The sequence below is a fragment of the Rhizobium grahamii genome (assembly GCF_009498215.1).
GTDB lineage: Bacteria > Pseudomonadota > Alphaproteobacteria > Rhizobiales > Rhizobiaceae > Rhizobium > Rhizobium grahamii_A.
This window is the reverse complement of sequence record NZ_CP043498.1, coordinates 227673-252317: the sequence shown is the minus strand read 5'-3', so window position 1 is coordinate 252317 and position 24645 is coordinate 227673. Positions and strand designations below refer to the sequence as shown.

Genomic DNA, 24645 nt, shown 5'->3' with positions numbered 1-24645 from the left:
AAGTGGAAATTGTCGCATCGTGAAGACAAATCAATTTATGGAGCTTGCGCTTGACGAAGCCCGTGCCGCAGGCGAACGCGGCGAAGTCCCGATTGGAGCCGTGCTGGTGCTCGACGGGGCGGTGATCGCACGAGCGGGCAACCGCACACGCGAGCTGAACGACGTCACGGCGCATGCCGAAGTTCTCGCCATCCGCATGGCTTGCGAAGCGCTCGATCAGGAGCGCCTGACCGGCGCCGATCTCTACGTGACGCTCGAACCGTGCACCATGTGCGCGGCCGCGATCTCCTTTGCCCGCATCCGGCGCCTCTACTACGGCGCGGAAGATCCGAAGGGTGGCGGGGTGGACAACGGCGTTCGGTTTTACGGACAGCCGACGTGTCATCATGCGCCAGAGGTTTATTCCGGGCTGAACGAGGTGCGGGCGGCGGAGATGCTGCGGGGGTTCTTTCAGGGGAAGCGGGATTAGAGAGTGTGAGGGTTGGGTACGGCTAGGGTGTGCCGTGGGATACCCCCCTCTGCCCTGCCGGGCATCTCCCCCTCAAGGGGGGAGATCGACTCGTGGCGAGGTCTACGCCAAACAATTGAGGTTGGAGCGAGCGCGTGCGCCCAGCCGATCTCCCCCCTTGAGGGGGAGATGTCCGGCAGGACAGAGGGGGTGCCACGCGGCACACCGCTCAAAGCCGGAAAACCGCAGCCCTACTGCAGGAGATTCCACCACTGCTTGCCGCTACCGGCGACAGCTGCTTCCTTCTTGCGCTTCTTCTGCTTCTTCAGCTCAGGCTCGCCGACGTCATCAAGCTTCGCCGGGTCGTCCACCTGGCGATACTCGGTCGGCGGATCGGAAATGTAGCGGCGCTGGTCGAGATAGGCGCCCTTCTGGATGGCGCGGGCTTCGCGATAGGCCTTGGTCTGCTCTTCCGTCGTGCGGCGACCACCTTCGATGGCGGAGCTGGCGAGCGGCGAGCGGTAGTGCGGATTGTCGCTGTTGTCGTCGGCTTCCTTGACGAGACGCGCGCGGGTCTCTTCAGGCGACTCGATCCACTGCGGATTGTCCTTGCTGGCGATCGACTGCTGCGGCTCGACCAGCGTTTCCTTTGCTGTATCGGACGGCAGGACGAGCGAGGGGCGCGGAGCGTAGCGGACACCCTTGTTCTTGGGATCCTTGCCGGTCAGCGAAACGGAGTCACCGAGGTCGTCCGTCAGCTGCTGGAATGCCGTCTTGTCGGTTCCGTAACGCGGGCCGCTCGTGCAGCCAGTGATCATCGCGCCGCCTGCCATCGCCACGGTCAGGCAGACGCCCAAATGGAACCAACGTTTCGATAACATGAAAACCCTTCCAGCCATGCCGGTGCATCATCGCCCAAAACCGGACAATCGTCCCCTGACGGAAAAATCCGGCCATTTTCAGGCAGCTTTTACCGGATGAACAGCAATTGCGCAATTCACCCGGCAATATTCTTCGTTATTGCACAGCCAGTTCGCGAAGTGCCGCCGCGTCACGAGCGGAGACATCGGGGTAATCAGGATCGGACCCGACGTCCGTCGTGATACGCCATGAACGGGCGCACTTCGTACCTTCCGCAAGCTTCGGTTCGACGCTGACGAGAGGAACTTCCGGCAGGCGGAACGCATCCACCGGGCCTTCGGAGCCGTCGATGGTGATGCCCGAAGTGATGCAGATTTCCTCGAAATCCTGCCCCTCAAGCGCCTTCAGCAGCTCGGCATCGGTGATGTGCACGACGGGCGCGGCTTCCAGCGAGGAACCGATGCGCTTGTCCTTGCGCTCGATCTCCAGCGCGCCTGTCACGACCGTGCGAACCGCGCGGATCTTCTTCCACTTCTCGGCCAGCGCCTCGTTCTTCCAGTCGGCCGGAATGGTCGGGAACTGCTCGAGGTGAACCGAGACGGCGTCGGGGTTGCGCGACAGCCAGGCTTCTTCCGTCGTGAAGGGCAGCATCGGCGCCAGCCAGGTCACCATGCAATCGAAGATCGCGCGGATGACATGCAGCGAGGCGCGGCGGCGCAGCGACGACGGAGCGTCGCAATAGAGCGCATCCTTGCGGACGTCGAAGTAGAAAGCAGAGAGCTCGACATTGGCGAAGTCGATCAGCGCGCGGGCGATCTTCTTGAAGTCGAAGGCGTCGTAGTTCTCGCGCACCAGCTGGTCGAGCTCAGCCAGGCGGTGCAGCATCAGCTGCTCGAGCTCCGGCATTTCGGAAACCGCGAAGGTCTCGCCCTTGTCGTGTGCCAGCGTGCCGAGCATCCAGCGGATGGTGTTGCGCAGCTTGCGGTAGGCATCGACATTGGTCTGGATGATGGTCTTGCCGACGCGCAGGTCGTCGGCATAGTCCGAGGTCATGACCCAGAGGCGCAGGATGTCGGCGCCGGCATCCTTCATGATCTCCTGCGGCGAGGTGACGTTGCCCTTGGACTTCGACATCTTCTCGCCCTTCTCGTCCATGGTGAAACCATGGGTGAGGACGGCGTTGTAAGGCGCGCGGCCACGGGTGGCGGCGGATTCCAGCAGCGACGAGTGGAACCAGCCGCGATGTTGGTCGGAGCCTTCGAGATAGAGATCGGCCGGCCACTTCAAGTCCGGGCGGTCTTCGAGCGTAAAAGTATGGGTCGAGCCACTGTCGAACCAGACATCGAGGATGTCCATGACCTGGGTCCACTTGGCGTGGTCGTGACCGTTGCCGAGGAAGCGATCCTTGGCGCCCTCGGCGAACCAGGCATCGGCGCCCTCGACGTCGAAGGCCTCGAGGATGCGGGCGTTGACATCGGCATCCTGCAGGACGTTGCCGTCCTCATCGGCGAAGACGCAGATCGGAACGCCCCATGCTCTTTGACGCGAAAGCACCCAGTCCGGGCGCTGCTCGATCATGGCGCGCAGGCGGTTCTGGCCGGCGGCGGGCACGAAACGGGTATCGTCGATTGCCTTGAGCGCACGGGTGCGCAGCGTCGTGCCGTCCTTCAGGTCCTTGTCCATGTAGACGAACCACTGCGGCGTGTTGCGGAAGATGATCGGCTTCTTGGAGCGCCAGGAATGCGGATAGGAATGCTTCAGGCGGCCACGGGCAAACAGAGCGTTGCGCTCGATCAGCGTCTTGATGACGCGCTCGTTGGCATCGCCCTTCTTGCCGTTGTCGTCCATGACGCGGGCGCCTTCGAAGCCGGGGGCGTCCGACGTGTAGGTGCCGCTGTCGTCGACCGGGAACGGGATGCGGGTGTCGATACCCTTTGCTTCGAGCTGCTTGGCGGAGGACATCCAGGCCTCGAAGTCTTCGCGGCCGTGCGACGGGGCGGTGTGGACGAAGCCGGTACCTGCGTCATCGGTGACGTGGTCGCCAGGGAGCAGCGGAACAGCGAATTCGTAGCCGCCGCCGAGGCCCTTGAGGGGGTGGGCGGCGGTGATGCCGGCCATCTCATCAGCCGAGAGGCCACGCAGGCGCTGGAAGGTGAGCTTGGCCTTCTTGGCGGACTCCTCGGCAAGCGCGTCGGCGAAGATCAGCTTCTCGCCGGGCTGCGGACCGAAGTCGTTTTCGGCGGCCGTGATTTCATAGAGGCCGTAGGCGACCTTCGGCGAATAGGCGATGGCGCGGTTGCCCGGGATCGTCCACGGCGTGGTCGTCCAGATGACGACATGGGCATCGGCAAGCTCGCCGGCGCCACCCACGACCGGGAACTTCACCCAGATCATGTCGCTCTCGACGTCGTGGTACTCGACTTCGGCTTCCGCCAGCGCCGTGCGCTCGACCACCGACCACATGATCGGCTTGGAGCCGCGATAGAGCTGGCCGCTCATGGCGATCTTCAGGAGTTCGCCGGCGATGCGGCTTTCGGCGTGGAAGTTCATCGTCAGGTACGGATTGTCGAAATCGCCCTCGATGCCGAGGCGCTTGAACTCGTCGCCCTGGATCTTGATCCACTTTTCGGCATAGGCGCGGCATTCCTTGCGGAACTCGATCATCGCGTCGGCCTGCTTCAGGTCAGGCTTTGCCTTGCCCTTGGCGCGGTAGTTCTCTTCTTCGATCTTCCATTCGATCGGAAGGCCGTGGCAATCCCAGCCGGGAACATAGTTGGCGTCGAAGCCGCGCATCTGGAACGAGCGGTTGATGACGTCCTTGAGGATCTTGTTCAGCGCGTGGCCGATGTGGATGTTGCCGTTGGCATAGGGAGGGCCGTCGTGCAGGACGAATTTTTCACGGCCGGCGGCGGAGGCGCGCAGCTTCTTGTAAAGACCCATCTGCTGCCAGCGGGCAACGGTTTCCGGCTCCTTCTGCGGCAGGCCGGCGCGCATCGGGAAATCGGTTTCCGGCAGATAGAGGGTCTTCGAGTAATCGATCTTTTCGGCTGTATCGGTCATGTCTAGCAATCGTCTCTAGGCGCCACGGAAGCGGGCGCAACGGGCTTGAAAATTGGTGACGGAGGCGCTCGTCGTCCAAGCGCCAAAAACCCGGACCTTCCGGCCGCTTAGCGCGCGCGGAAGGCCGGGCCGATAATTCGCATCGTGATCGCCAGCCGGAACTTGTTCATCGCGCCGGTTCATAGGCGCTTTTAGAGGGAAAAGGAAGAGGCGAATTGGCTGGTAACGGCGCATCCGATTCAGGTTCAGGCGGTTTGCCGGTTGGCAAAGTGTCATAGAATAGGCTACAATCTGACCATCTGACTAGTTGTGGGGTTCAGCCATGTGCGCGGAACATATACGAAAGCTGCGACGGAACGGGCAGCGCTGGAAGCTAGAGGATGCCAAGGCGCGGTTCAGCGAGGTGGTACGGATGGCGCATAGCGAAGGGCCACAGCGCGTGACCGTTCGTGGTCGCGACAGCGTTGTCGTCATCAGCGCCGAAGAGCTGGACCGCCTGATGCAGACGGCACCGAAGCAGCTGCTGGTGGAATTCCTGGAGGGACTAGCGCTTGACGGACTGGAAGTCGAACGCGACCGCGACGAAGGACGCGATGTGGCGCTGTGATCGGTTGGCTTCTCGACACGAATGTCATCGCGGCACTCATCAATCGAAACGGCGCGCCATCGGTCAAGAACTGGGCCGCCACGCAGGACGAGACGTGTATGTTTCTCAGCATCCTGACTCTGGGCGAATACGACAAGGGGATCGAGAACCTCCCGCCCGACGACCCCAATCGTTACGTCTATGGTGCAGCGCGCGACGCGCTTGAAGAACGGTTTTCAGGCCGAGTTCTCTCGCTCACCGACAACTGCGTCAGGCGTTGGGGCGCGATTTCAGGACGGGTCAAGCTGGCAACAAGCCATGCGCCGCCCGTCATCGACACCATGCTGGCGGCCACGGCCATCGAGCACGACCTCTATCTTGTCACGCGTAACGTCAAAGACACGCGCTTTTCCGGCGCGGCAGTATTCGATCCGTGGTCGGACGATCCGGCACGATTTCCGCTGAGCGGAAAATAAGCGGACCGCGGCTTTACCCGCGGCCCCACGTCACAACACGCTCACGCCCGTGCGACCGCCTTTGCCGGTGTCGCGGCATTGACGACGACGGCGACGACGATGTTTGCCGCCAGTGCCAGCAGGCCGATGTAGACGGTGAACGAGGTCTCGCCGAAGGCAATCGGCTGAAGCGGCTTCAGGCCGTTGATCCAGACAAGCAGCGTGCCGCCGAAGAAACCGACAAACCAGCCGGCCAGCAGGCCGGGGCGCGGAACCATCCCGTGTAAAGGCCGAACACGAGCGCGGGAAGCGTCTGCAGAATCCAGACCCCGCCCAGCAATTGAAGATCGAGGGCGAACTGCGTCGGCAGGAAGATGATGACGAGCAGCGCGCCGACCTTGACGACCAGCGACGTTACCTTGGCGACCTTTGCCTCGCCGGCATCGGAGACCGCGGGGTTGACGTAGGCTTTCCAGAAGTTGCGGGTAAAGAGGTTGGCCGCCCCGATGCTCATCACCGCCGCCGGCACCAGCGCGCCGATGGCAATCGCCGCGAAGGCAAAGCCCGCAAACCAACTCGGGAACAGCGTCTGGAACAGCGCCGGAACCACATCGTTGGCGCTATCGAGCTTCAGCCCGGCGGCATGCCCCATGTAACCGAGGAGCGCCAGAAGGCCGAGCAGCAGCGTATAGGCCGGCAAGAGAACGGCGTTCTTGCGGATCGTGTTGCCGCTGTTGGACGCAAAGATACCGGTCAGCGTATGCGGATACATGAAGGCTGCGAGCGCCGAGCCGAGCGCGAGAGTGGCGTAGGCGACATACTGGTTGCCACCGAGCAGCAGGCTTCCCGATCCCTTCGCCTGGAACGCCGCATCCGCCGAAGCGAAGACGTTGGCATAGCCGCCAAGCTTCGAGGGGATGAGCGCGACAGCGGCGATCACGACGATGTAGATCATGATGTCCTTGACGAAGGCGATCAGCGCCGGCGCGCGCAGGCCCGCCGAATAGGTATAGAGCGCCAGAACGATGAAGGCGATCGCCAGGGGTATTTCACCGTGAAGGCCCAATGCCTTCAGCGCCGCCGTCATGCCGACGAGCTGAAGCGCGATATAGGGCATCGTCGCGATCACGCCGGTCGCCGCGACGGCAAGCTCCAGCCCGCGCGACCCATACTGGCCGTGGACGACGTCGCCCGCCGTCACGTAGCCGAAGTCCCTCGCCCGCTTCCACAGCACGGGCATGACCATGAAAACGAAGGGATAGACCACGATCGTGTATGGCAGGGCAAAGAAGCCGTAGGCGCCGACGGTGTAGACGAGGGCCGGAACGGCGATGACCGTGTAGGCGGTGTAGAAGTCGCCGCCGACCAGGAACCAGGTAATCCAGGTGCCGAAGCTGCGGCCGCCGAGGCCCATTCATCGATGTGGGCGAGCGTTTCGGGCTTGCGCCAGCGGGAAGCAACGAAGCCCATGACCGTGACGAGCACGAAGAAGAAGATGAAGACGGAAAGCGCGGTGGCGTCGAGTTCAGTCGTCATCGCGCATGCTCCGGTAGGCAATCCAGGTCAGGACGGCGGTGATCGGCACCCAGGCCAGCTGATACCAGTAGAAAAAAGGGAACCCGAGCAGGACCGGATCGTGAAAATTATAGAAGGGAACCCATAGGAGCCCGATATAGGGAATGATGAGCAGCCAGCAGGCCGCCGTTCCAAACCTCTTATCCATGTGATGATTGCCTTTCGGTGCTGGGGCGCAGCGAATCCGCGTCTTATCAAATAGATGAGATATCCCCGCAAGCGCGCACGGCAAGCGCGGCTGCCCCGAAAGAGCCACAATTTTCGAAGGCGACTGGAACGTCAGGCGAAGCAGATCTTGCGATCGAGTTCGCTGAGCGGCTGGACGCCTGCAAGGAGAGCGCGCGCCTCTTCCTTGTCGCGGTTCATCTGCTCGACGAGCGGGTCGAGGCCATCGAACTTCAGTTCGGGGCGCAGATAACCGAAGAAGGAGACCGAACAGATCTGCCCGTAGAGATCGCCGCTGAAATCGAAGACGTAGGTCTCGAGCAAGGGGGCACCATTGTCGGTGACCGTCGGGCGGCGACCGTAGCTTGCGACACCATCATGAACCGTGCCGTCTGCCAGGCGGAACTTGACGGCGTAGATACCGGCCTTCAGGGCGGCTTCGGGTAGAAGTCGCATGTTCGCCGTCGGGAACCCGAGCTGCCGGCCAAGCTTCTCGCCACCGATGACTTCCGCTTCCACGGTATAGTGATAGCCGAGCATTCCTGCCGCTGCGCTGACGTCGCCGCCCTTCAGCAGCTCGCGAATGTTGCTGGAGGAGACGACATCGGCATTCTCGTCACGAAAAGCATCGACCAATGTTACGCCGAAGCCGTATTTCTGGCCGGCATCCATCAGGAAGGCCGGGCCGCCCTCGCGATTGTGGCCGAAATGAAAGTCGAAGCCGGTAACGACCTCGGAAGCGCCCAGCCAGTCCTTCAGGACCGTGTGGACGAAATCCTCAGGCGTCCTCTGGGCGAAAGCACGGTCGAACGGATATTCGACAACCGCCTTGAAGCCAGGGCCTCGAGGATACGGGCACGCAGCGGCGCCGGCGTGATCCGGAAAACCGGCGCATCGGGCTTGAAAACGGCGCGCGGGTGCGGTTCGAAGGTCAGCACCAGAGCCGGGATGCCACGGCGTTCGGCAATCTGCAGCGCACGTTCAAGAACCGATTGATGGCCGCGATGAACGCCGTCGAAATTGCCAACGGCGACCACTCCGCCCCTCAGGTGGGCCGGCAGGGGTTCACGGGTTTCATTGCGGTGGAAAACGGTCATCGGGCAGGACTTTTCTCGGGCGGTAGGCTTATGCGAGACGCGGCATCCACCACTTCGGGGTGGCACGCTCGCGTTCCAGATAGGCCGTCAGAATGGCCTCGTCCGTCTCGCCGTTGAGCGTGTATTCCTTAGCGTGGATGCCGCCGCTGATATAGAGCAGATCGAGACCATAATCGAGCGCGCCGCGCACATCGGTCGGCATTCCGTCGCCGATCGCAAGGATACGGCCAAGCGGGACATCGCCGCGAACCTCGCGGGCCACCGACAAAACGGCGTCATAGATCGGGCTATGCGGCTTGCCGGCAATGCGGGTCTCGCCGCCGAGCTGATTGTAGTAGGCCGCCATGGCGCCTGCGCACGGGATGATCTTGTGGCCGCGCTCGACGACCAGATCGGGATTGGCGCAGATCATCGGCACGTTGCGCGCCTGAAACTCCTTGAGCATATCCGTGTAGTCTTCCGGCGTCTCCGTTTCGTCGTCGAAGAAGCCGGAGCAGACGACCGATGTCGCCTCCTTGGCATCGACACGCTCGACGCCGAGGCCCTCTATGAGGGCAACGTCGCGCTCGGGGCCAAGCAGAAATACTTTCTTCGGGCCCTGCGCGATCAGGCCGCGCGTCACGTCACCCGAGGTGACGATCTGGTCATAGGCTTCGTCGGGCACGCCGATCTGGCGCAGTTGTGCCACGACCTGCGGGGCGATGCGCGGCGAATTTGTGATGAGGACGACGGTGAGGCCTTGTTCCCGCGCTGCCGCAAGTGCGGCGCCGGCCTTTGGAAAGGGATCGACGCCATTATGGAGAACGCCCCAGACATCACAGAAGACAGCGTCGTACTGACTGGCGATTTCTGCAAAGGTTTCGATCCGCTTGGCCATTCCGATTTTCCGATCCTCGTTCAGTCAGGGCGTGACATCGCAAAGGCATGGCGGGAAGGCAAGGCATTTTTCCGGGCTATCGAACCAAAATGCCAGCGGGAAACTCAAAGGAATGCTTCGCCGAGCTTGATCGCGAGACCGGCCAGGGCCGATACACCCAGGATCTTGACCACGCCAGCCTTGAAGCGGAAGAGCATAATCGCGGCGGCGACGAAAAGCGCGACCGCACCGATGTCGATGCTGCGCCATTCCGGCCATGCAAGGCTTATCAGAGGCAACCCGACGCCTGTCGACAAGATCGCGACGCGCCCCACCTCCGCGAAGAGGACATGCAGACCGAACCAGACGGCGAGATTGAGAATGACGCCGACGATGGCGGCGGTGATGGCCGACAAGGCGGCCGAAACCATCGCGTTGCTGCGCAGTCTTTCAATGAAAGGTGCGCCTGCGAAAATCCAGACGAAGCTCGGGACGAATGTTGCCCAGGCGGCAAGGAAGGCGCCGAAGACGCCGCCCGCAAGCGGCACCATCGCGACAGGATTGCGGTAGCCGGCGAGAAAACCGACGAAACAGAGAACGAGGACAAGCGGCCCCGGCGTGGTTTCCGCCAGCGCCAGACCATCCAGCATCTCGCCGGGTTTCAGCCAGGCATAGTGGCCGACGGCAATCTGCGCCACATAGGTAAGCACGGCATAGGCTCCGCCGAAGGTGATGACGGCCATCTTCGAAAAGAAGATGAAGACGGCACCGAACACGTTGGCCTCACCACTCAAGGCTTCGGCGAGCAGATCCGTCGGGGCGTCAAGCGCACGCACGATCAAAAGCGGCGATTGCCAGATCAGAACCCAGCCCACTAGCACTAGAAGAGGACGCGCGATCGATCTCGTCGTCGGACGCGTTGGCAGCGAGCGCGGCCCGGCTTTCGGCTCGGCCTCTTGTCGGGCACGATAACGAGCCAGACCAAAGCCTGCGGCGCCTGCCAGCACGACCACCAGCGGAAACGGGAGGTTTAGCAGGAAAAGCCCGAGGAACGACGCGGCCGCCACGATATGATGAAAACGGTTCTTGAGCGCCCGGCCACCCAGCCTCAAGAGCGCTTCGATCACGATGGCGAGGACCGCCGCCTTCAGGCCGAAGAACACTGCTGTCAGCCATCCGGTCTCATGAAACTCGGCATACAGTCCCGACAAGAGAAGAATGACGGCGAAACCGGGAAGTATGAAAAGCAGACCGGCAAGCAGGCCGCCGCGAACGCCGTGCATGAGCCAGCCGATATAGGTTGCGAGCTGCTGCGCTTCCGGGCCGGGCAGCAGCATGCAATAGCTCAAGGCGTGCAGAAAGCGTTCCTCGGATATCCACCGCTTTTCCTCGACCACGACCTTGTGCATCAGCGCGATCTGGCCGGCTGGACCTCCGAAGCTCAGGCAACCGATGCGCGCCCAAACGCGAACGGCCTGGCCAAGAGGCGGCGCCGCCACGATTTCGTCTGTCGCAATCGCCGTGTTCACCGATGTCATTCCCCTGCCCCGCTACGGACGTTCGATAGCATCGGCCAAGGGGCACGACAATCCTCCGGCAATCGAGGGCGGATGCTGGAAAGATTCACGACAGGCGCGGCTGTCTCACTTCCGACAAGGATATGCTGTTAAGCCTATTGCCGAGCGCGGCGAAGAAAAATTGCGGTCGTTCTTGACTCCCCGCCGGGCCACTCCTAAATGCACGCCGCTAGCACTCATCAAGCACGAGTGCTAACACCCATCCGCGCGGGTCATCACGGCTCGCAGATGTCATTTGATCGAGGGATTAGACAATGGCAAGCACCAACTTCCGCCCCCTTCACGATCGCGTCGTCGTTCGCCGCGTTGAGTCCGAAGAAAAGACCAAGGGCGGCATCATCATTCCTGACACCGCCAAGGAAAAGCCGCAGGAAGGCGAAATCGTCGCCGTCGGTTCCGGCGCTCGTGATGAATCCGGCAAGGTCGTCGCTCTCGACGTCAAGGCTGGTGATCGCGTTCTGTTCGGCAAGTGGTCCGGCACCGAAGTCAAGATCAACGGCGAAGACCTTCTGATCATGAAGGAAGCCGACATCATGGGCATCATCGGCTGATCTGCCGGTTATCCCGACCCGTTTATCGCTGACACCCCTATTCAGGAGTAACCAAAATGGCAGCTAAAGAAGTAAAGTTCGGCCGCTCTGCGCGCGAAAAGATGCTGCGCGGCGTCGACATCCTCGCTGACGCAGTGCAGGTCACCCTCGGCCCGAAGGGCCGTAACGTCGTTATCGACAAGTCCTTCGGCGCTCCGCGCATCACCAAGGACGGTGTATCGGTCGCCAAGGAAATCGAACTCGAAGACAAGTTCGAAAACATGGGCGCCCAGATGGTCCGCGAAGTTGCTTCGAAGACCAACGACATCGCCGGCGACGGCACCACGACGGCAACCGTTCTGGCCCGCGCTATCGTTCGCGAAGGCGCCAAGGCAGTTGCTGCCGGGATGAACCCGATGGACCTGAAGCGCGGTATCGACCTCGCTGTTGCAGAAGTCGTCAAGGACCTGCAGGCCAAGGCAAAGAAGATCTCCACCTCGGCTGAAGTTGCTCAGGTCGGCACGATCTCCGCAAACGGCGACAAGCAGGTCGGCCTCGACATTGCTGAAGCCATGCAGAAGGTTGGCAACGAAGGTGTTATCACCGTCGAAGAAGCCAAGACCGCTGAAACCGAACTCGAAGTCGTCGAAGGCATGCAGTTCGACCGCGGCTACCTCAGCCCGTACTTCGTCACCAACCCGGAAAAGATGGTTGCTGACCTCGAAGACGCTTTCATTCTCCTCCACGAGAAGAAGCTCTCGAACCTCCAGGCTATGCTCCCGGTTCTCGAAGCTGTCGTTCAGACCGGCAAGCCGCTCCTCATCATCGCTGAAGACGTTGAAGGCGAAGCTCTTGCTACGCTCGTCGTCAACAAGCTGCGCGGCGGCCTGAAGATCGCTGCCGTCAAGGCTCCTGGCTTCGGCGACCGCCGCAAGGCCATGCTGGAAGACATCGCCATCCTCACGGGCGGCACCGTCATCTCCGAAGACCTCGGCATCAAGCTCGAATCCGTTACGCTCGACATGCTCGGCCGTTCCAAGAAGGTTTCGATCTCCAAGGAAAACACCACGATCGTCGACGGCGCTGGCGCCAAGTCCGACATCGAAGGCCGCGTTGCGCAGATCAAGGCTCAGATCGAAGAAACCTCTTCGGACTATGACCGCGAAAAGCTGCAGGAACGCCTTGCCAAGCTCGCTGGCGGCGTTGCCGTCATCCGCGTTGGCGGCTCCACGGAAATCGAAGTCAAGGAAAAGAAGGACCGCATCGACGACGCTCTCAACGCGACGCGCGCTGCTGTTCAGGAAGGTATCGTACCGGGCGGTGGTATCGCTCTGCTGCGCTCCTCCACGAAGATCGCCGCCAAGGGTGAGAACGACGACCAGGAAGCTGGCATCAACATCATCCGCCGCGCTCTGCAGGCTCTGGTTCGCCAGATCGCAGAAAACGCTGGTGACGAAGCTTCGATCGTTGTCGGCAAGGTTCTCGACAAGAACGAAGACAACTTCGGCTACAACGCTCAGACGTCTGAATATGGCGACATGATCGCCATGGGCATCGTCGACCCGGTCAAGGTCGTTCGTACGGCTCTGCAGAACGCAGCTTCGGTTGCTTCGCTGCTGATCACGACGGAAGCCATGATCGCCGAGCTGCCGAAGAAGGACGCACCGGCCGGCATGCCTGGCGGCATGGGCGGCATGGGCGGCATGGACATGATGTAAGACCTTCGGGTCTCATGTCTGAGCCATCCGGTTCAGGTTACGGAAGGGCGGCTCTCGGGTCGCCCTTTTCATTTTCATGTGATTCGTTTGCTCCCTAATCAATTGCGTGCTGTTAAACGTTTAAGCAGTCACGCCCAGCGCGCCGGACCTTTCCTGGAGCTTGCCGCACTGCCGATTTTTTGATTTCGATTGAAATCATCTCCCACCACACTTTGTGAGCAATTTTCACATTCAAACACGCCTAAAACCGTTTCCGGTCCATCATTTTATGATTATTTAGCCGAAACCGTGCGGGATTTTGGTGTTTTCCGCTCAATTGCGATCTAGGTTCCCGAAACGCAGGCGTGTGAAAAGACGATTGCCGTTTTGAAAAAAGGCCCTATAAATTCGCCCAGCAATCGCCACCGTGGCTACTGCCGAGTTTGCCTGTTTTCAGGCTATCCCGGCTGAAAGGAGACGGCGATGAGCGGGAGCAAAAAGCTCCTTGAATCAATTACTATAGGTTGTATTTATTCGCCGGTGAAAGTGGACAGGCGTAACGCCGTTTTTGTCCGCAACCCCTTTTCCCCGGCCGCCCCAGCATGATGCTCGGTGCAGCTTGAACCTGTTCTGTTTGCCGGGACCGCAGCAGGGGAACGCTGTGGCCAACATGGGGAACATTTTGTTTAAAATCGCCAAGACCGACATTTCGGCACCGCTAATGCCGGGATCGCTCGACCTCAACGACAATAATCCGGAAATGCTGGCGCAATTCTCTGTCGCCGAAACCTGGACCGGGGATTTCTCAAGCGGCACAATCCGCCTCAGGGAACGCAGCGCCATGCTGCATGGTCTCACCGGTGTCGAATGCGGGCTGCTGAGCCTGCTGCGCTGCTATGACCGGAAGGACCACGGCCACATCCTCGATATCTTCGAGCAGGCCTCGACGCTCTCTTCGTCGTCCTTCTGCTTCTCGACGACCATCATTGCCGCAAACGGCCATCGGCAGCCGCTCTTCTGCATGGGAGAGTCGAACGGCTATGAAGATGGGGTCGGTGGCAGCATCCTCGGTGTATTCATCTTTCCGCGCTTCAAGAGCAGCGCGTCCGGCGTGACCGCGCGTCGTCAGTAAGCCTTGCGGGGAGCCAGCACCGGCTGGCTCCTGCGCAGTTGCGATCAGGCCGGCCTTGCGGGGATGTTAAGCCCCTTCTCACTCGCCGGTCGCGCAATGCAGCGCTCCAGCCAATCCATGACGGCAGGGAATTTCGCATATTCCAGCAGCTCGCGACCGCCGTAGAAGACATCCGCGCCGCGCACCCATGGAAACGTCGCTATGTCGGCGATCGTGTAGACATCTCCCATGATCCACTTGCGCCCCTGCAGACGCCCTTCAAGGACGCTCAGAAGTCGCTTGCTTTCGTCACGGTATCGCTCGACGGGATAAGAATTGTTGGCCACCTTGTCGGCGGCGAACTTATGAAAATGCCCGAACTGGCCGAACATCGGCCCGATACCGCCCATCTGGAAAAACAGCCACTGGATCGTCTCATAGCGGCCGACGGCGTCGGCGGGAATGAGATGGCCGGTCTTTTCCGCCAGGTAGAGAAGAATTGCGCCAGACTCGAAGATACCGATCGGCTTTCCGTCCGGTCCGTTGGGATCGATGATGGCCGGTATCCGCCCATTGGGATTGAGGGAGACGAACTCGGGAGACTTCTGGTCGTTAGTGCCGAAGGAGACCAGATGCGGCTCATAAGGCAGACCGAGCTCTTCAAGGGCGATCGAGATCTTCACGCCGTTCGGCGTCGGCAGCGAATAGAGCTGGATGATGTCAGGGTTGCCAGCCGGCCAGCGCTGGGTGATCGGAAATGCGGATAGGTCTGCCATTTTAGTTCTCCATATGGGCGGGCCGACCATAGAAGAGCGCAAAGGGTAATGGCAACCGGGGAGCGCATCGCCCGCCCGTTCACTATTGCTGAACAAACTGTCCCCAGCGTCTATCTTTCCACAACGGCAAAAATGAAGGACAACGGCCTCACAAGAGATCGACAACCGTGCCGGGGCACAGCGGTCTCGGTTCATTCAAACGGAGACACTTCCATGTCGACTGCTCAGAACACCGTTATTCTCGTCGCACGCATCCTTCTGTCGTTCATCTTCATCTATTCTGGCTTTGGCAAGCTGACCGATCCCGCAGGCACTGCAGGCATGATCACCGGCGCCGGCCTGCCGGCCGCGACCGCTCTCGCCTACATCGCCGGCCTGTTCGAACTCGTTACCGGCCTTGCCGTTCTCGTCGGCTTCCAGACGAAGATCGTCGGCTGGGCACTGGCCGCCTTCTGCATCTTCACCGGCGCTGTCTTCCATTCCGGTACCGTTGCCGTTGAAGGTTGGCCGGATGCCGCTCTCGGCTGGATCAACGCGCTGAACGGCATCATGCTGATGAAGAACTTCACGCTGGCCGGCGCCTACATCCTGCTCGCCACCTTCGGCCCGGGTCTCTTCTCGATCGACGCGCGCCGCGGCGCCCTGCCGGTCACTGCATAACCCAGACAGCATCCTCCCAAGCATGCGAAAACCCGCCGTCTCGCGACGGCGGGTTTTTCGTATTCGGTCATGCCTTGAAATCAGAGCGCGCCGCGAACCGCTTCGATCAGACGCGCGACAGCCGGCTCGTCGGCGTGGCTTTCCTTGCGGGCGCGCACCAGGCATGCTTCCGAGCGCAGGATAACGCCATCGCTCAGAACCTTCAGATGGTTGGCGCGCAACGTCGAGCCGGTGGAGGTGATATCAACGATGATGTCGGCGGAGCCCGATGCCGGCGCCCCCTCGGTGGCGCCTAGGCTCTCGACGATACGATAGAGCTGGATCCCGTGCTGGCTCGAAAAGAACTGCTGCGTCAGCCGCCAGTATTTCGTCGCAATCGCGAGGCGGCGTCCATGGCGGGCGCGGAAATCGGCTGCGACATCGCCGAGGTCGGCCATGGTGTCGACATCCAGCCAGATCTCGGGGACGGCGACCACGACGTCGGCATGACCAAATCCCAACCGCGCACAAACTTCCACACGCTTGTCGGCTTCCGCCAGGCCTTCGCGGATCAGGTCCTCGCCGGTGACGCCGAAATCGACGCTGCCGTTGCCGATCTCGCGGGAGATTTCAGACGCCGACAGGAAGGCGACCTCGACATCGTCAAGGCCTTCGACCCTACCGCGATAGGAGCGGTCGTTGCCGACCGCCGTTATCTTCATTCCGGCGCGTTCGAAGATGGCGGAAGCATCTTCCTTCATGCGACCCTTCGAGGGCAAAGCGATGGTAATCGTCATCAGGCCGCCCTCGCCGCATCAATACGATCGAGCCACAACGAGAAGCCGACCGCCGGGATCCGCTCCTTGGCGCCGAGGAACGTCATCAGCTTGTCGAAACGACCGCCACCGACGAGAACCGAGTCGGAACCCTCGACGCCGATCTCGAATACGAGGCCGGTGTAGTAATCGAGCGGACGCCCGAAGGCGGCGCGATATTCGACCATGGAGATATCGACGCCGGCATTTGCCAGTGCGGCGACGCGGCCATCAAAGCGTGCGAGCGCGTTGCCGAGCTTGAAGCCCGCGGCGTCCGCAAAACCGGCGAGAGCCGCCGATGCATTGGTCAGCGGCACCTGCAGCGACAGAAACTCCTGCAGCACCGCGAAGGCAGCATCATCGAGACGGATTTCGGAAAGTACGAGCTTTTCCTTCAGGCGCCGCGCAATGTCCGCCGGAGAACGGCTGGCATTGGTCGAATAGCCGGTGGCCTGCATGGTCTCGTCGATGTGCCTCACTAGCGCGTCTTCGTCGCCCGAGTTCAAAAGGCTGGCGACCTGATCATCGAGACCGGTTACGAATTGCGGGCTGACGAGACGCCCAAGCAGGGCCTCGAGCTGCGCCATGTTGCCGAAGGCGTGGGTGAGGCGCTTTTGCCATCCGAGCGGAAGACCAAGAGCCTGCACAACCGCTTCGAAGACGGCCTGATCACCCAGCGTTACCGCGAGCTGCCGGCCGGGCAGAAGCCGGGACAGGATACCGACCGCATCACCAATGATGCGGGCATCGGCCGCCGAAATGTTGATGTCGCCGAGATCTTCGATACCGGCCTGATAGAACTCGCTTCCGCCCTCGCGCCGCTGCCGGAAGACTTCGCCGAGATAGGAATACCGCTTCGGGGTGCCGGTGGCGCTTTCGATGTGGCGCAGACAGACCGGAATCGTGAACTCCGGCCGCAGGCACAGGCTTGCACCGGTTTCGTTCTCGGTCATGAAGATCCGGCGACGGAGATCCTCGCCGGCGATATCCAGAAACGGCTCGGCCGGCTGGATGATCGGCGTGTCGACGCGCTCTGCCTTGCGGCCCGCGAATTCGGCCAGCAGGTCGGCGGAGAAGTGAGGAAGGTCGATCAGGGGCATGGGCTCAGTGTCTCCGGGGATACCCCCTCTGTCCTGCCGGACATCTCCCCCTCAAGGAGGGAGATTGGCTGGGCTCATCCGCCCGCTCTACATCGATTGTTTGGCGTAAACCCAGCCACGATTCGATCTCCCCCCTTGAGGGGGAGATGTCCGGCAGGACAGAGGGGGGTGCGCCCCGCTCAAACATTCGACGCTCGCTTGCGGTCTTCAGCCTGCGCCGCGAGAATTTCCCTGACCTTGGAAACGAGATCGCCTTCCGGAACCGTCTCCTGGGCAACCCGCGCCTCACGCCAGCTTGCGTTGTCCTCGATCTCACCCGACAGGCGCTTGCCCTCGATCAGGTCCTTGATCTGCACGACGCCCTCGGCACGCTCGTCGCCGCCCTGGATGATCGCAACAGGGCAGCCGCGACGGTCAGCATACTTCAGCTGGTTGCCGAACTTCTTCCAGTTGCCCTGGAACATCTCGGCGCGAATGCCGGCGGCGCGCAACTCCTGCGTCAGGCGCTGATAACGGCCCATCGCCTCGACGTCGCCGTCCATGACAGTGATCAGGACTGGCTCGATGACCTCGGCCTGACCGAGCTTGCCGAGGTTCTTCAGCGCCGTCATCAAACGGGAGACGCCGATGGAAAAGCCGGTGGCCGGAACGGGCTGGCCCATGAAGCGGGAGACGAGGCCATCATAGCGACCGCCGCCACCGACAGAGCCGAAGACGACCTTCTCGCCCTTTTCGTTGGTCACGTCGAACAGAAGCTCGGCTTCGTAGACCGGGCCGGTGTAATATTCGAGGCCGCGCACGACCGACGGATCGATCTTGATGCGGTCAGACCGGTAGCCCGCGCTTGTGACCAATGCGCCGATGAAGTTCAGCTCCTCGACACCCTCGGCGCCCTTGGAGGTGCCGGCGACGAGTTCCGCCAGCTGGGCGGCGCTCTCCGCGTAATCCTTGATACCGACGAAGAAGAGGACCTTGTCGATCTGGCTCTGGTCGAGGCCGGCGCCCTTGGTGAAATCGCCTGATTCATCCTTGCGGCCGGGGCCGAGCAAGAGGGCCACGCCCTCCGGGCCGAACTTGTCGAGCTTGTCGATGGCGCGCAGCACGTTGAGACGCTGAGCAGCCTTGTCGTCGCCGCCGAGGCCGATCGCTTCCAGAACGCCATCGAGAACCTTGCGGTTGTTGACGCGGATGACGTAGTCGCCGCGCTTGATGCCGAGCGCTTCCAGCGTATCGGACATCATCATGCACATCTCGGCATCGGCCTGCACGCCGGGCGCACCGACGGTATCGGCGTCGAACTGCATGAACTGGCGGAAACGGCCCGGGCCCGGCTTTTCGTTGCGGAAAACATAGCCGGCGCGATAGGTGCGGTAGGGCAGCTGGATGTCGTTGAAGTTCTCGGCGACATGGCGGGCGAGCGGCGCCGTCAGATCATAGCGGAGCGACATCCATTGCTCGTCGTCGTCCTGCAGCGAAAAGACGCCTTCGTTCGGCCGGTCCGCATCCGGCAAGAACTTGCCGAGCGCATCGGTATATTCGAAGAGCGGGGTTTCGACAGGATCGAAACCATAATGCTCGTAGACTTCCCGGATCTTCGCGGTCATTTCATTGACGGCGCGAATATCGGCTGCCGAACGATCGACGAAGCCGCGTGGGAGTCTGGCCTTGAGCTTTTGTGGTTTCTTCTTGATGTCGTTCATTTCCAACGTCTTCCGCTCACTGTGACAGTGGCGGTTTCCTAGCGGAAAGGGCCGGATGCGGCAAGGGTGAAGGGCCTTGATCAGGAACACAGAATCGATTGAACGAGTGTAAACGGCGAACGAGAGAACCATAGAATGATCGCAGAAGCGCTTCTTTATGCAGCGACCCTGCCCATGACGCAGACATCGCATCGGCCATTCGTCCGCTATTCCGTCAATCTCTGGTCCCGTGCGGGCCGCTGCAGCAAGGCGTGGGCGGAGCACGAGGCCAACAGCAGACGGGCGATCCTTTCGGCGATGGCTGATTGCAAGCAGCGGCGGACGGCCGTGGTGCTGGGCTCCGGGCTGCTGCGCGACGTGCCGATCCGCGAATTGGCCGCCGCCTTCGATACCGTGGTGCTGATCGATCTCGTGCATATCGCGACGGTGCGACTGAAGATGCGGCGCAAGACCTACCGCAATGTCCGGCTGATCGAACGCGATCTCTCCGGCTACGATGAGCTTGCCGCCGGAAAGGTGCCGGAGCCGCTCGGCTTTCTGCGCAACGTGCCCTACCTCGATTTCGTGATTTCGGCCAATCTCCTCTCGCAGATCGGACGCGGCGTTCAGCGGCGGTTCGAGGCCGAGCGGGCGCGGATGCCTGATGATACAGTGGAACAGCTGATCGCTGCGCATTTGTCCGGCCTGTCGCGTATGCCATTCAAAAGCTGCCTCGTTACCGACGTCTCGTACGCGGTGATCGACCGCAACGGCAAAACCCACGAGGAGGCCGATCTCATGCATGGGGTCGAGGTGGCCGACGCGCGGGCGAGCTGGACGTGGCCGGTGGTGCCAACAGGCGAGGAAAGCCCGGATTACCAAGTCATCCACCAGGTGATTGCGGCCTATTGAATTGCAAGATATCGTGATGCAATCAAAGATTTATTGTATCACTTTTATTTTGCGATATCGTATCGATGAAGATCGTTTGGGATGAGCCGAAACGGCTGGCCAACCTCGACAAGCACGGCCTTGACTTCGCCGATCTCGACGAGGTGTTTTTTCTTGGGGCCATATTGCAGCCAGCCAAGCGCGGACGATTGATGGCGATCGGTCGTTTTGCCGATGGCTCGATTGCGGTGATCTTTGCGGTGCTGGGTTCGCAAGGGATTTCCATTGTCTCCATGCGCCCTGCGCGCAAGAGCGAAAGGAGACTGCTCGATGACAGCGAAGAAGACTGAACTGCAGATCGAGTTCAAGGAAGGGCGCGGCTATTCCAAGGAAGATTGGGACGACGTTTCCGACAGTCCCGAATGGACCGAAGAAGACTTCAAGAACGCCCGGCCGTTTGCCGAGGTTTTCCCCGAACTTGCCGAGAGCATCCGGCGTTCGCGCGGTCGCCCGGCGGTGGAGCAACCGAAGCGGCAGATTTCGCTGCGGCTCGATCCTGACGTGATCGACGCTTTCAAGGCGACCGGAAAGGGTTGGCAGGGCCGGATCAACGAGGCACTGCGCAAGGCCGCCAAGCTTCGATAAAGCACGGGCCATCTTGGCAGCGGCGACACGTTTGCCTATCTTCGCCGCATGCGCTTGCTGGCCATCGTGACAATGATCTTTGCCTGGCTCGCCTACGGGACGATGTCCGCGTGGGCCGGATGTCCGATGTGTGCGTCGATGCACCAAGCCGCCAGTCCAGATATGACGGCAAGCGGGCAACACCATCACATGGCCGGCATGGAGATGGACGGCACGGTAACGGCCAACTCGCCGGCGAGCGATCCTTGCCCGGTCGGGGGCATGGCACATATGCCGTTCTGTTCCGCCTGCCTCGTCGTGCCGCCTGACGTTGCTGTTGGCACGGACGGCAAGCAAGTATTCTCCTACCCATCCCCGGCGATAGAGCGCTCCTTTCCGGGTGCACGACCGGCACCGCTGGCACCGCCTCCCCGAACCGCCTGACAATCCGATTTTCGACCACATTCGCGGCCTCGCGCCGCGTTTCGAATTCCATTGCCAGACAGAGGAAGAATATCCATGTCACCGAGACTATTTGCCCTGGCCGCAAGCCTTGCCTTCATCGCCATTCCGGCATCCGCAGAGGACATGCAGATGGACATGAGCAAGCCGATGGGCGACCACAGCCCGTCGAGCCACGCCTTTGCCGCCGCCAACGACAAGATGCACAAGGACATGATGGTCGATTATAGCGGAAACGCGGATGTCGACTTTGTGCGCGGCATGATCCCCCACCATCAGGGCGCGATCGATATGGCCAAGGTTGAACTCAAATACGGGAAAGATCCCGAAATCCGAAAGCTCGCAGAAGGTGTCATCAAGGCACAGGAGGCCGAAATCGCCGAGATGCAGGCTTGGCTGAAGAAGCACGCAAAGTAAGATCGTGACGCCGGCGCCCTTTCCGAGCGCCGGCGTCCGTCCATCAAGCCTTGGGTTCGAACGGTTGCGGCCGGCGGCCCGCTCCCTGACGTGCCAGCATCCATCCCGGATATTCGGGTGCGAGCGCACTGACGGCATCGAGCTTCTCCAGATCATCACCGTCCAGCTTCAGGCCAACGGCGGCCAGGTTCTGATCGAGTTGTTCGACACGCTTGGCGCCGATGATGACAGTGGTGACGAAGGGCTTGGCGAGAATGTAGGCGAGAGCGACCGTCGCAACGCTGCTATCGTGCTTCTTCGCGATCTCGCGCATGACCGCGACGCACGCCCAGGCGCGATCCTTGTCCACCGGCGGAAAGTCGAAACTGGCGCGGCGCCCCTCGCCGTTTCCCGGCGCTCCCGGTCCGTATTTCCCCGACAGCAACCCGCCTGCAAGCGGCGACCAGACCATCAGGCCAAGCTTTTCTTCCTGCATCATCGGCACGATATCGCGCTCCAGATCGCGGCCGGCGATCGAGTAGTAAGCCTGGACGGTTTCGAACCGGGCAAAGCCGCGGCGCTCCGAAACTCCGAGCGCCTTGGCGATGCGCCAGGCCTGCCAGTTCGATACGCCGATGTAGCGAACCAGCCCACGCGACACGAGATCGTCAAAGGCGCGAAGGGTCTCGTCGATCGGGGTCACGGTATCGGTCGCGTGGATCTGGTAGAGATCGATGTGATCTGTCTGCAAACGCTCCAGACTGGCCTCGACCGAATCCATGATATGGCCGCGGGAAGCGCCGCGATCGTTGGGCTTGTCGCCCATGACGCCATAAACCTTGGTGGCGATGACGACATCCTTGCGCGGCACGCCGAGGTTCTTCAGGGATTGCCCGAGCAGCTTTTCGGACTCGCCGAACGAGTAGACGTCGGCCGTATCGATGAAGTTGACGCCAGATGCCAGGGATCGCTCGACGATCCGGTCCGCGGCTTTCTGATCGACATCGGCGATCGCTCCCCACGTCATGGTGCCGAGGCAGATTTCCGAGACGAAGAGGCCGGTATTTCCAAGCTGATTGTAGCGCATGTTCGGACACTTTCCCTTGAGGTCGCCGAAACGCGTCGGCGACGGATCAGACCTGTGGTGATTGGCGGCGATAGGCTTACGACGGTCGCCATGGCCGATGCCGGAGGATGAGACGCCTGAAACTTATGGCGGACGGGCGCTGTTTCAACGGCTCGCACCATCTTTCGACATGTGATCCTTTCTCTTGTTTCTCGGCGATCCCGCTATTAACTTTTTTCCGGAAACCTTACGGTGCGCCCATGACGACACGCACATTGACAACGATCGGCTTCGACGCCGACGACACGCTCTGGCAGAACGAGCAATATTATCGCCTGACCGAAACGCACTTCACCGAACTGCTGGCAGAGTTTGCCGATGGCCCGAAGATTTCCGAACGACTGCTGGAAGCCGAGAAGCGGAATCTCCGTCACTACGGCTTCGGCATCAAGGGCTTTACCCTCTCGATGATCGAGACGGCCATCGAGATCACCGAGGGCAAGGTCCCCGGTGATATCATCGCCCAGATCCTCGATACCGGCCGCGATCTCCTGTCACATCCGGTCGAAACGCTGCCGCATGTGCGGGAAACGCTGGAAGCGCTTGCCCATAACTACCTGCTTGTGATGATCACCAAGGGTGACCTGTTCGATCAGGAACGCAAGCTTGCGCAATCGGGCCTCGGCGATTTCTTTCATGCCGTGGAAATCGTCTCCGACAAGACGGCCGTCACCTATCGCCGCGTCTTCTCGAAGATCGGGGGCGGCCCCGAGCGGGCGATGATGGTCGGCAATTCGCTGAAGTCCGATATCGTGCCGGCTATCGCGGCCGGCAGCTACGGCGTCTTCGTGCCGCATGAACTGACATGGGTTCTCGAACATGTCGACGAGCCGAAGGATGCGCCGCGCTTTCGCAAGATCCCGCATCTCGGCGAACTGCGCGGGCTGATCGACGGGCTTGAGTGACTACGGCTGCCGCGCCGGGAACAGCGGCGACGGTTTGCCGTCATCCGCCGGCGCAGGGGTTGGCGAGGGCGGCGCCGATGCCTGCGGCTCGACGAGGATGCTGTAGGGCGCTCCGAGACCGCGGCGCGGCGATGCCTTGGAATAATAGGGCCGAAGCAGCCAGGTCGTGTTGTTCTTGACGGTCACATTGTAGGTTTCGCCATCCTCGTCCGTGCCGAAGATCGCCTCGTCGTCGGGCGCAGCAAGGTCGAAGATCGCCAGGAACGCGAACTTGCTCTTCGTCGAGAAGCTCACCTTGACGTGCTGGCCGGCTTTCACCGGCAGCGTGTAGACGCGGCTGTTGCCGAACTTGGTCCACCCCTTGAGTTCCATGGTAGCCGCTGGGAACTGCAGCTTCTCGAGGCGTTCGCCTGGCTGGAGTTCGGGGGACTGCGCCTGCGCCGAAAGCGCGAGCAGGGCATAGACGAGACCTGTCGCCAATGCCTTTCTCATGGTCGCACCAACACGGCGCGCATCGCCTCTACTTCGGTGCGGCAAAAGCATCCTTCCAGATGATCGTTGACGAGACCCATAGCCTGCATGAAGGCGTAAACTGTGGTGGGGCCGACAAAGGTCCAGCCGCGCTTCTTCAAATTCTTGGATATAAGAACGGAGGTCGGCGTGGTCGGGTTCGCCACGAGCGTCGCGCGGTCAACCACCTTCGGCCGGTCGTTGTGACCGGGCTCGAAGCTCCAGAAATAATGGGCGAGAGAGCCGAACTCGTCGCGAAGCTCGATCGCGCGCTTGGCATTGTTGATGGTCGAAACGATCTTACCGCGATGGCGGATGATCCCGGCGTCGGCGACGCAGCGCTCGATGTCATGATCGTCGAAACGCGCCACCTTCTCGAAATCGAAGCCGGCGAAGGCAGCCCGGAAATTCTCCCGCTTGCGCAGGATGGTCAGCCACGAAAGCCCCGACTGAAATCCTTCAAGGCAGATCTTCTCGAAGAGGCGAATGTCATTCGTGACAGGACGACCCCACTCCTCGTCGTGGTAGCGCAGATAATCCGGCAGGTTGCCGTGCCAGTGGCAGCGAGCCTTGCCGTCCTCACCGATGATGATGCCTGTTTCGCTCATGATTCCGCTTCGCTTTCCGACTGCGAATCCGGCTTTACCACTTAGAAACCCTGTTTCCAAACCGAACGATAACCCTGACGAAAAGTTTATTCTGCC

At 61.3% G+C, this 24645-nt stretch carries 25 protein-coding genes and 2 pseudogenes; 12 read left to right on the top strand and 15 right to left on the bottom strand.

Annotated elements, in window-relative coordinates; genetic code table 11:
* The first annotated feature begins 37 nt into the window (after nt 1-37).
* Nucleotides 38-469 (top strand): nucleoside deaminase, encoded by a 432-nt coding sequence (locus tag FZ934_RS01265; RefSeq protein WP_194273787.1) that lies wholly within the window; start codon nt 38-40, stop codon nt 467-469.
* Nucleotides 470-699: 230 nt separating this feature from the next.
* Here the strand turns inward: FZ934_RS01265 and FZ934_RS01260 are convergent, their stop codons facing one another.
* Nucleotides 700-1329: a hypothetical protein gene (locus FZ934_RS01260; RefSeq protein WP_153269580.1), complete on the bottom strand. Its 630-nt coding sequence runs from the start codon at nt 1327-1329 to the stop codon at nt 700-702.
* A gap of 136 nt (nt 1330-1465) precedes the next feature.
* Nucleotides 1466-4369, bottom strand: a complete 2904-nt coding sequence (gene ileS / locus FZ934_RS01255) for an isoleucine--tRNA ligase (protein WP_153269579.1) — start codon at nt 4367-4369, stop codon at nt 1466-1468.
* A 322-nt stretch (nt 4370-4691) separates the two neighbouring features.
* Here ileS and FZ934_RS01245 point away from each other — a divergent pair, with 322 nt between their 5' ends.
* A complete protein-coding gene (locus FZ934_RS01245; protein WP_153269577.1) occupies nt 4692-4976 on the top strand; it encodes a type II toxin-antitoxin system Phd/YefM family antitoxin in 285 nt (94 codons plus the stop codon).
* The gene (locus tag FZ934_RS01240; protein ID WP_153269576.1) at nt 4973-5431 is read left to right on the top strand and encodes a type II toxin-antitoxin system VapC family toxin; all 459 of its coding nucleotides are present in this window, start codon (nt 4973-4975) and stop codon (nt 5429-5431) included. Before FZ934_RS01245 ends, FZ934_RS01240 begins: the two co-directional genes overlap by 4 nt.
* Nucleotides 5432-5472: 41 nt before the next feature.
* On the opposite strand, the pseudogene mctP reads toward FZ934_RS01240, so the two are convergent.
* The 5 genes and pseudogenes from mctP to chrA form a co-directional block, all read right to left on the bottom strand.
* Nucleotides 5473-6946: pseudogene (gene mctP / locus FZ934_RS01235) on the bottom strand (monocarboxylate uptake permease MctP).
* Nucleotides 6936-7133: a DUF3311 domain-containing protein gene (locus tag FZ934_RS01230; RefSeq protein ID WP_113364386.1), complete on the bottom strand. Its 198-nt coding sequence runs from the start codon at nt 7131-7133 to the stop codon at nt 6936-6938. The pseudogene mctP and the gene FZ934_RS01230 overlap by 11 nt, the downstream one beginning before the upstream one ends.
* A 131-nt stretch (nt 7134-7264) precedes the next feature.
* Nucleotides 7265-8247, bottom strand: a pseudogene (locus FZ934_RS01225) (bifunctional riboflavin kinase/FAD synthetase).
* 28 nt (nt 8248-8275) lie between these two features.
* On the bottom strand, nt 8276-9124 hold the full coding sequence (locus FZ934_RS01220; RefSeq protein ID WP_153269575.1) for a TIGR01459 family HAD-type hydrolase: 849 nt from the start codon (nt 9122-9124) through the stop codon (nt 8276-8278).
* Nucleotides 9125-9228: 104 nt separating this feature from the next.
* On the bottom strand, nt 9229-10641 hold the full coding sequence (gene chrA / locus FZ934_RS01215) for a chromate efflux transporter (protein ID WP_153269574.1): 1413 nt from the start codon (nt 10639-10641) through the stop codon (nt 9229-9231).
* Nucleotides 10642-10934: 293 nt separating this feature from the next.
* Between chrA and groES the strand changes: the two genes are divergently transcribed.
* From groES to FZ934_RS01200, 3 genes are all read left to right on the top strand, one after another.
* Nucleotides 10935-11231, top strand: coding sequence for a co-chaperone GroES (groES, locus tag FZ934_RS01210; protein WP_004675403.1), 297 nt, complete (start codon nt 10935-10937; stop codon nt 11229-11231).
* A 56-nt stretch (nt 11232-11287) separates the two neighbouring features.
* Nucleotides 11288-12928 carry a chaperonin GroEL gene (gene groL, locus FZ934_RS01205; protein WP_153269573.1) on the top strand — a complete coding sequence of 547 codons (1641 nt, stop codon included), beginning with the start codon at nt 11288-11290 and terminating at the stop codon, nt 12926-12928.
* 661 nt (nt 12929-13589) lie between these two features.
* On the top strand, nt 13590-14039 hold the full coding sequence (locus FZ934_RS01200) for a hypothetical protein (RefSeq protein ID WP_153269572.1): 450 nt from the start codon (nt 13590-13592) through the stop codon (nt 14037-14039).
* A 44-nt stretch (nt 14040-14083) separates the two neighbouring features.
* On the opposite strand, the gene FZ934_RS01195 is transcribed toward FZ934_RS01200, so the two are convergent.
* Nucleotides 14084-14794, bottom strand: a complete 711-nt coding sequence (locus tag FZ934_RS01195; RefSeq protein WP_153269571.1) for a glutathione binding-like protein — start codon at nt 14792-14794, stop codon at nt 14084-14086.
* A gap of 213 nt (nt 14795-15007) precedes the next feature.
* On the opposite strand from FZ934_RS01195, the gene FZ934_RS01190 reads away from it, so the two are divergent.
* Nucleotides 15008-15454 carry a DoxX family protein gene (locus FZ934_RS01190; protein WP_153269570.1) on the top strand — a complete coding sequence of 149 codons (447 nt, stop codon included), beginning with the start codon at nt 15008-15010 and terminating at the stop codon, nt 15452-15454.
* A gap of 80 nt (nt 15455-15534) precedes the next feature.
* Here the strand turns inward: FZ934_RS01190 and hisG are convergent, their stop codons facing one another.
* The 3 genes from hisG to hisS form a co-directional block, all read right to left on the bottom strand.
* Nucleotides 15535-16230, bottom strand: coding sequence for an ATP phosphoribosyltransferase (gene hisG / locus FZ934_RS01185; protein WP_153269569.1), 696 nt, complete (start codon nt 16228-16230; stop codon nt 15535-15537).
* On the bottom strand, nt 16230-17348 hold the full coding sequence (locus FZ934_RS01180; RefSeq protein WP_153269568.1) for an ATP phosphoribosyltransferase regulatory subunit: 1119 nt from the start codon (nt 17346-17348) through the stop codon (nt 16230-16232). The genes hisG and FZ934_RS01180 overlap by 1 nt, the downstream gene beginning before the upstream one ends.
* Nucleotides 17349-17527: 179 nt before the next feature.
* Nucleotides 17528-19048 carry a histidine--tRNA ligase gene (gene hisS, locus FZ934_RS01170; protein ID WP_153269567.1) on the bottom strand — a complete coding sequence of 507 codons (1521 nt, stop codon included), beginning with the start codon at nt 19046-19048 and terminating at the stop codon, nt 17528-17530.
* A gap of 135 nt (nt 19049-19183) precedes the next feature.
* Here hisS and FZ934_RS01165 point away from each other — a divergent pair, with 135 nt between their 5' ends.
* The 3 genes from FZ934_RS01165 to FZ934_RS01155 all read left to right on the top strand — a co-directional run bounded on the left by FZ934_RS01165 (nt 19184) and on the right by FZ934_RS01155 (nt 20563).
* Nucleotides 19184-19939 (top strand): hypothetical protein, encoded by a 756-nt coding sequence (locus FZ934_RS01165; RefSeq protein ID WP_153269566.1) that lies wholly within the window; start codon nt 19184-19186, stop codon nt 19937-19939.
* Between the two features lie 65 nt (nt 19940-20004).
* Complete coding sequence (locus tag FZ934_RS01160) at nt 20005-20268, top strand: BrnT family toxin (RefSeq protein ID WP_153269565.1); 264 nt, start codon at nt 20005-20007, stop codon at nt 20266-20268.
* Nucleotides 20249-20563 (top strand): BrnA antitoxin family protein, encoded by a 315-nt coding sequence (locus FZ934_RS01155; RefSeq protein ID WP_153269564.1) that lies wholly within the window; start codon nt 20249-20251, stop codon nt 20561-20563. Before FZ934_RS01160 ends, FZ934_RS01155 begins: the two co-directional genes overlap by 20 nt.
* A gap of 185 nt (nt 20564-20748) precedes the next feature.
* On the opposite strand, the gene FZ934_RS28505 is transcribed toward FZ934_RS01155, so the two are convergent.
* Nucleotides 20749-20895, bottom strand: a complete 147-nt coding sequence (locus tag FZ934_RS28505; RefSeq protein WP_203437282.1) for a hypothetical protein — start codon at nt 20893-20895, stop codon at nt 20749-20751.
* A gap of 166 nt (nt 20896-21061) precedes the next feature.
* Between FZ934_RS28505 and copM the strand changes: the two genes are divergently transcribed.
* Complete coding sequence (gene copM / locus FZ934_RS01145; RefSeq protein ID WP_153269562.1) at nt 21062-21421, top strand: CopM family metallochaperone; 360 nt, start codon at nt 21062-21064, stop codon at nt 21419-21421.
* Between the two features lie 43 nt (nt 21422-21464).
* On the opposite strand, the gene FZ934_RS01140 is transcribed toward copM, so the two are convergent.
* Nucleotides 21465-22487 carry an aldo/keto reductase gene (locus FZ934_RS01140; RefSeq protein WP_153269561.1) on the bottom strand — a complete coding sequence of 341 codons (1023 nt, stop codon included), beginning with the start codon at nt 22485-22487 and terminating at the stop codon, nt 21465-21467.
* 239 nt (nt 22488-22726) lie between these two features.
* On the opposite strand from FZ934_RS01140, the gene FZ934_RS01135 reads away from it, so the two are divergent.
* Nucleotides 22727-23431 (top strand): HAD family hydrolase, encoded by a 705-nt coding sequence (locus tag FZ934_RS01135; protein WP_153269560.1) that lies wholly within the window; start codon nt 22727-22729, stop codon nt 23429-23431.
* On the opposite strand, the gene FZ934_RS01130 is transcribed toward FZ934_RS01135, so the two are convergent.
* On the bottom strand, nt 23432-23923 hold the full coding sequence (locus FZ934_RS01130) for a hypothetical protein (protein ID WP_153269559.1): 492 nt from the start codon (nt 23921-23923) through the stop codon (nt 23432-23434). It abuts the gene before it with no gap.
* A complete protein-coding gene (locus tag FZ934_RS01125) occupies nt 23920-24549 on the bottom strand; it encodes a DNA-3-methyladenine glycosylase I (RefSeq protein WP_153269558.1) in 630 nt (209 codons plus the stop codon). The genes FZ934_RS01130 and FZ934_RS01125 overlap by 4 nt, the downstream gene beginning before the upstream one ends.
* Nucleotides 24550-24645: the final 96 nt, after the last annotated feature.